Raw genomic sequence first — 12,416 nt, 5'->3', positions numbered from 1 at the left:
GACGTGGAGTCACCGACGATGCGCAACACTTTGAACACTGCTGTTCGCTTGACCGTTCTTGCCACCGCCGTGCTCGGCGCGACTGTTTTTGGCACAGCTGCCCAGGCCGCTACCACCGTGACACCCGGTCAGTTCAAGGTCGGCATGGAAATCACCTATCCACCGTTCGAATCCTATGACGAGAAGAAAAACGTCGTGGGCTCCGACCCGGATCTGTCGCGCCTGCTGGCCAAGCACATGGACCTCAAGGCCGAGTTCGTCGACACCAAGTTCTCCAGCCTGATTCTGAGCCTCAATGCCGGTCACTACGACGCCATCATCTCGGGCATGTACATCACGCCTGAACGTCAGACCCAGGCTCAGACCATCGCATACGCCAAAACCGGTGCGGCAATCATGGTCCTCAAAGACAGCACCATCAAACCGAAGGTGCCGGAAGACCTCTGCGGTCTGAAAGTCGGCCTGGAAAAAGGCACCACCTGGGTCGCTCAGTTCAACAAGCTGTCCACCGATTACTGCGTGCCGAACAACAAGGGCGCGATCTCGGTCAGCGAATTCCCGTCCGCCCCTGAAGTCACTCAGGCGCTGCTGTCCGGCAACGTTCAGGCGCAGGTCGAGATCGACGGCGCCGCCGGCATGATCGCCGAGCGCACCAAAGGCCGTGTGGTGGTGAGTACCGAACACTCGATCTATCAGCAGACCTTGGGCATCTACGTGAAGAAGGGTAACGACGAGTTGTATCAGGCGCTGCTCAAGGCCTTCGACGAGACCAAGAAATCCGGTGAGTACGCAGCACTGCTGAAGAAGTACAACCTGGAAGAGCCAACGAACTGATCGTTCGAAAGTTCTGTAGCAGCACGGCTCACTGGCGGTAGCGTCTTTGAAATCGCCACCGCCGGCAAGCCGGACGGCTACAGATCGATTGACGCTGTACCTCCTGCAGGAGTGAGCTTGCTCGCGATGCGTCTGTTCAGACACCACTGTGATGACTGACTGATTGCATCGCGAGCAAGATCACCCCTACAGGATCTTCATCCGCTGTAAGTGCTGTGAAGTCCCTGTCCAGGCTGGCAGCTTGAGGTGTCTATGCAATTCGAATGGTCCTACTTTTTTTCGCTGTTCTCGGTTTCGGACTTCTGGGAATCCTGCATCACGGTGATCGAGCTCAGCGCGCTGGGCTGGTTCATCGGCATGCTCCTGGGTTTCCTGCTGGCCTCGGCCAAACTCTCGACCACGCGCTGGATCAGCGTACCCGCGTCGATTTATATCTGGTTCTTCCGTAGCGTCCCGTTGCTGGTTCTGGTGGTATTCACCTACAACCTGCCGCAGATGTTTCCGATTACCCGTGAAGTGCTGTCCAACCCCTTCTACTCCGGGCTTCTGGCGCTGGTGGTCACCGAAGCGGCGTACATGGCCGAAATCCACCGCGGCGGCCTGATTTCGGTTGCCAAGGGCCAGAAGGAAGCAGGCCGCGCGCTGGGCGTCGGCCTGATCGGCATGCAGCGCCTTATCGTGATTCCGCAGGCGTTTCGCATCTCGCTGCCGACACTGATCAACGAATACATCACTGTGGTCAAACTCACCTCGTTGGTGTCGGTGATCTCTCTGACCGAACTGCTCACCGTCGGCCAGCGCCTGTACGCGCAAAACTTTCTGGTGATGGAAACCCTCTCAGCGGTGGCGGTGTACTACGTGATGATCGTCACCGTGTTCGGCTGGCTGTTTCACTGGCTCGAACAGCATCTGGAATTGAACAACCGCAAGCCGCAGACCCTGGATGACAGCGCCCTCGCCCGCCTGCGTTCGACGCTGGTCGCCCAGCCCGTCAGAGCCCGCCAGCCGGATGCCGGGCCGGGGTCGGCGCCTGCATTGCAGTTGCTCAACATCCACAAGAGCTACGGCCATCATGAAGTGCTCAAAGGCATCAGCCTGGATGTGAATCCCGGTCAGGTGATCTCGATCATCGGCCCATCCGGCTCGGGCAAGACCTCGCTGATCCGCACCGTTAACAGCCTGGAAACCATCGACAAGGGCGAGATCATTCTGTTCGGCGAAGGCTTCATCCACGCCGGCGACAGCCCCAACGCCCCACAGATCCGCCGTGGCGTGCAGCGCATCGGCATGGTGTTCCAGAACTTCAACCTGTTCCCCCATCGCACCATCCTCGACAACGTGACCCTGGCGCCGCGCTATCACGGCCGCGACAAGGCCATCAGCGAACAACGCGCCTACGCCCTGCTCGACAAGGTCGGCCTGCTGGCCCACGCGCACAAATACCCGCATCAGCTTTCCGGCGGTCAGCAACAGCGCGTGGCAATCGCCCGGGCGCTGGCGATGGACCCGCAGATCATGCTGTTCGACGAACCGACGTCGGCGCTCGATCCTGAACTGGTCGGCGACGTGCTCAAGGTCATTGGCGACCTCGCCAAAGAAGGCATGACCATGCTCATCGTCACCCACGAAATGGACTTTGCCCTGTCGATTTCCGACCGCGTGATCTTTATGGAAAACGGCGTGGTGCAAGTGGATGCTTCGCCGCAGAGCATCCTCGCCGACCAGTGTGGCGAGCGGGTACGCAAGTTCATGGGGCTGGACAGCCTGGTCACCCAGCAGGAGCCCGTGCGCAAGGAGGCCTGAACGGCTATCGTGAATCGACCACGATAGATGCACAACACCGCTCGGGAGCCTGAAATGGACCGTTATCAACCGCTGAATTGCGATCTCTATGACTACCTGGAGATCGCTTGCATGCACCGCTATCGCTTGAAGGTCGAACTGGTCGACGGCCAGAGCTTCGAAGGCACGCCGTTGACCACGCGTACGGCGCCAAGCAAGGAAGAGTTTCTGCAGTTCGCTGACGGCATCGAAGAGGTGCGAATGGATCAACTGGCCGCCATTACCCCGCTGGATGATGGCGCCAGTTTTGGTCGCGTGGAGTTGGGCAATTCGTTTTGCGCGACGTGACGCTCACAACTCCAGCATCAACCCGCTCAGGCGCTTGACCTTGCGCCGTAGCGCTTCTTCGAATACCCCTTGGCGTGGCTCGATCAGGCTGAACCAGTTCTTCGCGCGCGTGATACCGGTGTAGATCAATTCCTTGGTCAACACCGGGTTCAGCGCCTCGGGGAGAATCAGTGCGGTATGCGCGAACTCCGAGCCCTGGGATTTGTGCACGGTCATGGCATACACCGTTTCAACGTCGTTGAGCCGGCTGGGCAACACGAAGCGCACCCCGCCACTGCCATCGTTACGTGGAAACGCGACGCGCAAGGCCTGACGATTCTCCTCAGGTGCGCCCTCTGGCAAACGCAGCGCGATGCCGATGTCGCCGTTCATCAATCCCAGACCGTAGTCGTTACGCGTCATCAATACCGGACGGCCTTCGTACCACTGCTGATCACTCTCAATCAACTGCGCAGCGAACAATGTCTGGGTGATGCGCTGGTTCAGTCCTTCGACACCCCACGGCCCTTTGCGCACGGCGCAAAGCAATTGAAACTCATCGAACGCATTCAGCACCTTTCGTGCCCAGTCGATGCAGCGCGGGTCGTCAATTGAGGTGAGATCCTGCGGACGCTGCGCATGCATCACCCCCAGATAGTGCCGGTAACCCTGCGGCCCGTTGCCGTGCCCATCGAGCAGCAGTCGCGACAAGGCCCGATCCTGCTCGCCCTTGAGTGCCAGCGAGAACAGGTCCTTGTAGTCGCCGTGGACCAGCAGCGAACGAGCGTCCTGATCCTGCTGCTGGTTGACCAGTTTCGCCAGTTGGCCAATCCCGCTACCGGCGACGAAGCGCCGGGAATGGCGCAGCATCACTACCTGCTGCGCCAGCGCGTGCTGAACGTTGTCACCCTGCTGCAGGCCGCTTTTGCTCAGGTCTTCGCCACTGACCGACTCAAGCCACGTTTGCGTCTGCGGGCTGTACATCCCCGCCTCAGCATCGCGACACAGATCGCCCAACACGGCACCCGCTTCAACCGACGCCAGTTGATCCTTGTCCCCCAACAAAACCATCCGCGCATGGGGCGGCAAGGCATCCATCAGATTGGCCATCATTTCCAGGTCGATCATCGAGGCTTCATCGACCACCAGCACATCCAGCGGCAACGGGTTGCCCGCGTGGTGACGGAAGTGCCGAGTTCCGGGACGACTGCCAAGCAAACGGTGAACCGTGGTCACGTCGCTCGGGATCTTCTGCCGCACCTGTTCAGGCACTTGCAACGATTGCACCTGATGGCTGATGGATTCGGTCAGACGCGCTGCAGCTTTGCCGGTCGGGGCCGCCAGACGGATACGCAAGGGTTTGCCCCGCTCCACCGCAGGCGATTGCAGCAACGCCAACAGTCGCACGACCGTGGTGGTTTTCCCGGTTCCCGGCCCGCCAGTGATGATGCTGAACGCGCCACGAGTGGCCAGCGCACAGGCGAGTTTCTGCCAGTCGATCAACGCATCCGGCGCAGGACTGGCGGGGCCAAACAGCGCTTCAAGTCGTTGCGCCAGATCACTCGGTGCCGGCTCCACCTGAGTCAATCGACGATGCAGCGCCGCGTCGATCCTGCGTTCATAAGTCCAGTAGCGTCGCAAGTACAGGCGCCGATCCGACAGCACCAAGGGTTTTTGCGCTGCCGCTTCGCTGTTGTCGCCAGCCCTGGCGACCAGCACGCTGTCCGCCAGGGCCTGACACCAGGTCGCACCGTCCAGCGCCTTGAGCAGGGCCGAAGGCAGCAACATCGGCGTGGACAGCAGGTCACCTTCAGGTGGGAGAGACAAGGCGAAGTCCGGCTCCTTGAGGGTCTCGAAAAGATCGAGACACACATGCCCATGCCCCAGTTGGTGGCTGGTCAACGCAGCAGCCAGCAACACCAATGAGTCCGCAGTTGGGTCGAGATCGGCCAGAAACGCCACGAACGCCTTGTCCAGCGCACGCAGCCAGCCGCGCTCGACCCAACGTTCGAGCAGCAGCAACAGGTCGTCCACGCGACTCAGCGGTTTGAGTTCGGCAAGGCTCTCGGCATCCAGGGCCGTCGGTAGCAAATGAGCGAAGGTGCGATTCATGCGAGGTCTCCTGACAACACTTCTTCCTCGATCAGGGGGCGGCCCTGAAACAGCAGATCAAGGCTCTCGATAAGCTCGCGAGGTGGCCGTGTGAACCATGCGCCCTGACTCGTCGCACGGGCGCCGCGCACGAACAGATACACCGAGCCGCCCATGTGGCGGTCGTAATCGTAATCCGCCAGGCGCGCCTTCAACTGGCGATGCAAGGCCAGCAGATAAAGCACGTATTGCAAGTCGTAACGGTTGTCCAGAATCGCGTTTTCCATCGCCTGGGCGGTGTAGGCATCGTCGTCGACACCCAGCCAGTTGGATTTGTAATCGGCCACGTAATAGCGGCCCTCATGCTCGAACGTAAGGTCGATGAAACCTTTGAACATACCATTGAGCGAGACGGTTTCGGCTGCCGCTCGGGGTGCGCCGTTGTGGGTGTAGCGACGAACCAGCGCGTCCATCTGCGCCACATCAACCTTGGAGCAGGCGAACCAGAATTCCATCTCGACGCGGTACTGATTCAGTTGGTCGAGCCCACTCAGTGCAATCGGCTGAACATCCGCGCCAAGGCGCAGCGGCATGCTCAACAGATGCTGCAACCAGTCGGTCAGCGTGTTGATCCAGCCAGTCCAGTCGCGGCGGTTGCAGCGTTGAGCCACAACCTTCTCCAGCGCTGCCGGGTCTCGCGCCGCCACTGCAAAACCTTTCTCGCCTGCCCACTCCAGCAAGCCGTGGAGGAATGTCCCGGGATTGGGCCCACGGGGAAAACGATGGATATCACCGCTGCTGGCCATGACTTCACGAGGCGCTTCGGGGTCCAGACGTTCATCGTCGAACAGCTTTTGTGCCTGCGGGCTGTCGGGGGACTGATCGCCGCTGTCGGTGATGATGTCGCCAATGCGCAGCGCACTGTAAGAGGCGATCCACCAGTTCTCCTTTGCACTGCGTCGAGGCATGCGAGGTTTGCTCAACGCGGCTTCACTTTTCGGCGCCGTGAAGGTCTCGGCGGAGGGCGCCGGTACGCTTTCGACACTCACTGTCGGTTGGTCTTTCGCGAGGGACTGCAGCCAATCGCCGAGCGTGTTCGACTCAGCCAGAACGTCTCCCCCACCGAGCAGATAGCCCAGTGCCGAACGGTGCAGAATCGAGCTGCTGGTATTGCCGCGTTTGATATCGGCGACGCCTAGCCAGCAGGCATGTTGAGCACGCGTCAGGGCAACGTAAAGCAGACGCAGATCCTCGGCCAGACGCTCGTCATCGGCTTGTTCGATCAGCGCCGCGGTGGGTTTCAGACTGATCTGCGCGTGTCCGTGCGCATCGTGAAAATGCAGCGGCAGACGGCTGCCATCCACAGGTTTGGTCGAGCAGATGAAGGGCAGGAAAACCAGCGGATATTCCAGGCCCTTGGACTTGTGAATGGTCACTACTTTGACCAATTGCTCGTCGCTTTCCAGGCGCAGAATCTGCTCTTCGCCCGCCTGTCCCGACAACGCCAGGTGCTCGCCCAGATGACGAATCAATGCCTGTTCGCCATCGAGTTCGGCGGCGGCTTGCTGCATCAATTCGGACAGGTGCAGCAGGTTGGTCAGCACGCGCTCTCCATCGCTGCGCTGAATCAATGTCTGCGGCAGCTTGAAGTCGTGCAGCAGCCGACGCAGCATCGGCAGTACACCCTGAGTGCGCCAGATGCGTCGGTAGTCGCGGAACTGCATGACGCGGTTTTCCCACGCCAGTTCGTCCTGGTTCAGCAGTTCGAGTTCGGCCAGCGGCAGGTCGAGGGTAATGCAGGCCAGAGCCGCGCGCAGCGTGCGTTCGGCGTCCGGTTCGGCACAGGCCTTGAGCCAGGCCAGCAAGTCATGGGCTTCCTGCGCGGCGAACACGGAATCCTTGTCCGAGAGATAAACACTGCGCACACCACGGGCGGACAACTCGGCGCGCACAGCCTGCGCTTCCTTACCGTCACGTACGAGAATCGCGATATCAGCAGGCAGCAACCCCTTTAGTGGTTCATCGGGTTTGGCGAAACCTGCACGGCCCTGTTGGCCGGCGTTGAGCAAGCGCACGATTTCACTCGCGCAACTGGCCGCCAGCTGCTGCCGATAGGCCGCTCCCGAGATTGGCTGCTCGCTCTCCAATCGCCAGACATTCAATGCAGCAGAGACTTGTCCATCGATCTGAAAGCGCTCTTTGCGGCCTTGAGAACCAACGGCCAGGAAAGGAACAGGGTTTTCATCGGCACTGCTTCGGAACAGAAATGCACCGCGTCCGGTATCGCTGGTTTCGGCGCGCACGAACACATGGTTCACGGCCTCGACCATCGCGTGGCTGGAACGGAAGTTGGTGCCCAGCGTGTGCAGACGGTCAGTCGTTGCCGTCCGGGCGCGCAAGTAGGTGTAAATGTCAGCGCCGCGGAATGCGTAGATCGCCTGTTTGGGGTCACCGATCAGGAACAGGCCGGTGCTTTCGTCGTTGGCTTCGAGGCGATAGACGCTGTCGAAAATCCGGTACTGCACGGGGTCGGTGTCCTGGAACTCGTCGATCAGCGCGACCGGGAATTGCTCACGAATCAGGGTCGCCAGACGCTCGCCCCCAGAGCCGCGCAAGGCCGCATCCAGACGCAACAGCATGTCGTCGAAGCCCATTTCGGCGCGGCGTCGTTTTTCTTCTTCAAAGCGTGCGCTCACCCATTGGGCGGCGTGTTCGAGCACGGCGGCGTCAGGGGTTGGCAGGGTGTCGAGGGCAACCTTCAACTCAACCATCGCCTCGAAGGCCGGGTGCGAAGGCGGGTTGTTCTTCCACGCTTCGGCGATGCCGTCGGGTGTCAAACGAGTAAAGCCGGTGCCGAGATCCAGCTGCTCCTGCTCCTCATCGTTCGCCCAGGCGATCAGCTTGTCGAACCAAGGCTTGAAGTAGCGCTCCTGCATCTTGCGCCCATCGACCACCTTGCACTTCACGCCATCGATGCAGATCGCGTGCAACTCCGCCGCCCAATTCGCCCATGGCGATTTGAGGGTTTTGAGGGTTGCACGGCGCTCCTGAATCGACTGTTCAATCAGCTGCGTCGGGGTCTGAGTAACAATTGCACGCTCGCTGCCAAACAACGCACGCACACGGGGCAGCAATGCAGCGGGCCCGCCCCAGTTATCGCGCACCCAGTTGAGCGCGTCCCCGCTCATGGGGTAACAGAACTTTCGCCAGTAATCGCGCAGCACTTCGCCAAGCAGGTCGCTGTGGTCGGTTTCCAGGCTTTGGGTGAAAAGGCTACCGCTGTCGAACGCGTGCTCGCGCAACATGCGCTGGCACCAACTGTGAATGGTCGAGACTGCGGCCTCGTCCATCCATTGCGCCGCGATGTCCAGGCGGCTCGCGCAACCGGCCCACCGTTCGGGAGCGAACTCGTTGCGTAAATCGGCGATCAGCGCGTCGGGCGCTTCGATCTCTTGGCGGAAGAAACGCGCAGCTTCGGCCAGACGGGTACGGATGCGATCACGCAGTTCCTTGGTCGCCGCGTCAGTGAAGGTCACGACGAGAATTTGGGGCGGCAGCAGCTCCTGGCCGAAGCCCGACATCTCGCCGCCATGTCCCAACACCAAACGCAGATACAGTGCTGAAATAGTGAACGTCTTGCCCGTACCGGCACTGGCTTCGATCAGTTGGCTGCCCTTGAGCGGAAAGCGCAGTGCCAAAGGTTGTTGTACGCCACTCATGCTCCGGCCTCCTCGCTGGACAGGGATTGCCAGGGTGCATCGAATATCGGTTTGTACAACGACTCACACCAGCCGACGAATTCCTCTGAGTCGAGAAGCGCATCGAAGTCCGGGAACTGCCTTGCCAGTGCGGTGCTTTTTTCACGCTCTCCTTTACTGTTCTGGCCGTCGCCGTCATACGCCTTGCGCGCTGCGGCCTCAGCTTTCACCTCGTCGCCTTGGCCCAGCCAGGCGAATGCGGTCTGAACAGCGACAGGCAGCGGGCGTTGCATGCCATGCTGCCAAGCGAGCAACAGGTCGTTGAGCGCTCTGCAAGCCGTATTTTTATCCAGTGGTGAAAGCAGTAGCGTGTCATCGCTCGCGACCAGTGCGGTGGTCAGCGGCAGCTCACAGGCACAAGCGACGAGGTGAGTGACCCACGGCTTGGTCAGGCGATGCCATTTGCGGGCCTTCTTTCCACCAATGGCGTTCGGGATAGCAGTCACGGCCAGTAGCTGGTTTTGCGCATTCTGATAGAGCCCGTCGAGCCACCCATCGAGCGCAATGCCCTGATGTTCGTAGCTCACCGGCAACGCGCTGTTGAGGCGCTCGGGCCACTTGAACAGAAGATACTGATAGCGCTGGACCAGGTCTGGCAGCGGCTCTATGAGTTCATCCTGCAAAAGTGTGCCGAATCCGGCCATGGGCAGGAGACCACTGGCCTGCAACCTCGTTGCCTGGGCTCTGAGCGACTCGTCGGTATGCTCAGGGTCGGTAAGTGCAGCTTGCAGCAGGCTGTCGCTCACGCCGTAACGTTCAAGAGCATCGAGTACAAACGGCTCCTCATCCGCCAGTGGCGCTTGGGCGACTTCAAAGAAGATCTTCAGGCGCTGGCTGAAGAAGTGTTTGACCGGGTTGCGCAAAAAATCCTGCAACTGCATCAGGCTCAACGGTTCTTCCTGCTCATGCTTCACCAAAGTCTGGGTTTCACCCACATCGGCGATGGCTTCGTGCAGAACCTGCCACTCGCGGGCGAAGCTGAAGAACTCCATGATCTCCTGAAAATACTTGGCACTGAACGGCTGCAATGGATGTTCGAGGGTCAGCTTGTGCAGCAACTGTTGGCCAGGATCGCGCTTCTTTTCATCCTCTGGCCCAACCGCGTCCGCGAGTCGCCACCCGCTGGCAAGATGGTCGCGCAACTGACCGATAAGCACTGACGCGGGCCGCTCGGAGTTGTCACGAATGCTGCGCCCCACCCAACTGATGTACAGCTGATCACGGGCGGACAGCAGCGCTTCGAGCAACAGGTAGCGGTCGTCTTCACGACGAGAACGATCGCCGGGGCGGTAGTCGCTGCCCATGAGGTCGAAATCCAGCGGCGGTTGCGCACGAGGGTAATCGCCATCATTCATGCCGAGCAGACAGACGATCTTGAACGGGATGGCGCGCATCGGCATTAATGTGCAGAAGTTGACCGAGCCTGCGAGGAAACGCTGTGACAAACGGCCCTGATCCAGCCCGGCGAGCCAGGCCTCGCGCACCACCGTCAGCGGTAGCTCTTCCAGCAGGCCGACGGTTTCGCAGGTCTCAAGCCAGGTCTCGCGCAAGGTCTCCAACTGGCCGAGCAGGTAATCGTCGTGTTCGCTTTCAGCCGCAAAGAACAGTTGCATGAGCGCTTGCAGACGCGCTCCCCAAACCGGCGGCGTCGCGGCTTGCGAGAGCTCATTGTGTGCGACCTGCAGCGCATCGATCAGCGCAACCAACGGCCCAATCAATGCTGCATCGAGCCCACCAATTTCGTCGTAGGGTTCAATACCCTCATAAGCTACCCCTGCTCCGACTGCATAGCCCAGAAGCATGCGTCGCAAACCGAAATGCCAGCTGTTCTGCTCCAGGGCCTCGGGCAGTCCAAGGCCTTCGCGCTGCTCTGCACTGAGCCCCCAGCGCACGCCTGCACCTTCAATCCAGCGGTGCAGAGTCGGCAAGTCGCGCTCGTCGATACCAAAGCGCGCGCGCAAGGCAGGGACATCCAGCAGATCGAGAATCTCGCTGACCGGGAAGCGGCTATCAGGGATTTTCAGCAGGTGTTCGACAGCGATCAGCAAAGGATCGCGGCCACGTTGTCCCTGATCTGCCAAGGTAAAAGGTATGAAGCGACGATCATCGCGATCCAGTTGACCAAAGACGGCGCGAATGTGTGGCGCATAGCTGTCAATGTCCGGAACCATCACGATGATGTCCCGGGGACGCAGATCAGGGTCCTTGCTGAATCGCGCAAGCAACTGATCGTGAAGCACCTCCACTTCGCGCTGGGCACTGTGAGCGACATGGAAACGAATCGAGCGGTCTGTCTTGAGATCAACGGCAGGCCATAGCTCGCGGGTTTCGCCCAAGGGCCGTAGCTCGAGAATGTCGTCCTGCAGTTGATTGAGGATCGTGTGTGGATCGCTATCGCTGAACAGGTCGATACGGCCGTCGCGGAAGATCGAGCGATAACTGTTCGGGTCGTCGTAACTGTCGAGCAGGTTGATGTAGTCGCGACCTTGTTTGCCCCATGCGGCCAGCAGCGGATGGGCGTGTTGATGCAGCGCATCCGGGTTGAGCGTCACCGGCATGCCTGCCTTGCGGGACTGGCGTTTGTATTCGTGACGCAGCAGGTCCTTGTCGGCGACGATGTCGGCCCAGTGATGACGACAAGGATTGTGTACGCACAGTAGAACCTGGCTGAAACGGGCCAGGCCGGCGAGGGCTTCCAATGCTTGAGCGGGCAGCGATGAAATGCCGAAGACAATCACTCGCGCAGGCAGACCTGGCGGGCTGTCGGTCAGGCTGTTGATACGCTCGATATAACGCTGGTGCACACCCGCACGACTCTGGGCCATGCCTTCGGCTCCGACGTCATGCAAAAGCGCACGCCACAATTCGGCCTGCCAGCAGTTCTCGGGCTTGAGCGGTTTGACCTCCCCTCGCACGTTTTTCAACTGGTGCTTGCCTGCGGCCCAATCTTCCAACCAGTCGGCACGATAGACCTGATACTGATCGAACAGGTCTGCCAAGCGCTCGGACAATTGATAGCGCTTGCGCAGATCGGTGTCGGCGATCAAGAAGCGCTGCAGCGGTTCAAAATGCGGTTGGTTGATCAGTGCCGGCAGCAAGCGCATCAAACGCCAGGTCAGCGGTGCTTTATCAAGCAGAGAGGTCTCCGGAATTTCATCCTTGCCCAGTACAGCGCGATAGAGCTGCCACATGAAGCTGCCGGGAAGCTGTACATCGATGGCAGCGGCAATGCCGCATCCACCCAGATCGTCATCTTGAGCGTCTTCAGCCAAGGCGAGCTTCAGCCACTGGGCGATCCCATTGCTTTGTACCAGCGCGACCTCGTTCTCCAATGGGGTCAGCGGGTAGCGGCGCATCCACGACACCACGAGGCTGCGCAGTTCATCCAGGCGGTTGCCATGCACCACCATGAACCCGGGATTGAGATTGGACGTCACCGGCATAGCTGCTTCCTTGGCATTTGAAGAGGGAGAAGACTAACAGAGGGGGCCGCGCTGGAGCAGTCCAGCTTTTCTTCGCGCAAAAACAAAACCCCATCTGCTTTCGCAGATGGGGTTTCGGAATTTAATCTTGACGATGACCTACTCTCACATGGGGAAACCCCACACTACCATCGGCGATGCA

At 60.1% G+C, this 12,416-nt stretch carries 6 protein-coding genes; 3 read left to right on the top strand and 3 right to left on the bottom strand.

Annotated elements, in window-relative coordinates:
- Positions 1–18 precede the first annotated feature (18 nt).
- The 3 genes from BWR59_RS10620 to BWR59_RS10610 all read left to right on the top strand — a co-directional run bounded on the left by BWR59_RS10620 (position 19) and on the right by BWR59_RS10610 (position 2,964).
- A complete protein-coding gene (locus tag BWR59_RS10620) occupies positions 19–834 on the top strand; it encodes an ABC transporter substrate-binding protein (protein ID WP_081566017.1) in 816 nt (271 codons plus the stop codon).
- Positions 835–1,086: 252 nt separating this feature from the next.
- A complete protein-coding gene (locus BWR59_RS33085; RefSeq protein WP_081565600.1) occupies positions 1,087–2,637 on the top strand; it encodes an amino acid ABC transporter permease/ATP-binding protein in 1,551 nt (516 codons plus the stop codon).
- Positions 2,638–2,691: 54 nt separating this feature from the next.
- A complete protein-coding gene (locus BWR59_RS10610; protein WP_081566016.1) occupies positions 2,692–2,964 on the top strand; it encodes a Rho-binding antiterminator in 273 nt (90 codons plus the stop codon).
- 3 nt (positions 2,965–2,967) lie between these two features.
- Here the strand turns inward: BWR59_RS10610 and recD are convergent, their stop codons facing one another.
- The 3 genes from recD to recC are packed head-to-tail and all read right to left on the bottom strand — an operon-like array spanning position 2,968 to position 12,235.
- On the bottom strand, positions 2,968–5,055 hold the full coding sequence (gene recD / locus BWR59_RS10605; RefSeq protein ID WP_081565599.1) for an exodeoxyribonuclease V subunit alpha: 2,088 nt from the start codon (positions 5,053–5,055) through the stop codon (positions 2,968–2,970).
- Entirely contained in the window at positions 5,052–8,753 is a 3,702-nt protein-coding gene (gene recB, locus BWR59_RS10600; protein ID WP_081565598.1) for an exodeoxyribonuclease V subunit beta, read from the bottom strand. The genes recD and recB overlap by 4 nt, the downstream gene beginning before the upstream one ends.
- Positions 8,750–12,235, bottom strand: coding sequence for an exodeoxyribonuclease V subunit gamma (gene recC / locus BWR59_RS10595; protein ID WP_081565597.1), 3,486 nt, complete (start codon positions 12,233–12,235; stop codon positions 8,750–8,752). Before recC ends, recB begins: the two co-directional genes overlap by 4 nt.
- Positions 12,236–12,416: the final 181 nt, after the last annotated feature.

This window comes from Pseudomonas sp. Bc-h, assembly GCF_002080045.1.
GTDB lineage: Bacteria > Pseudomonadota > Gammaproteobacteria > Pseudomonadales > Pseudomonadaceae > Aquipseudomonas.
The sequence above is the reverse complement of the archived record's forward strand: the minus strand, read 5'-3'. Positions and strand labels throughout refer to the sequence as shown.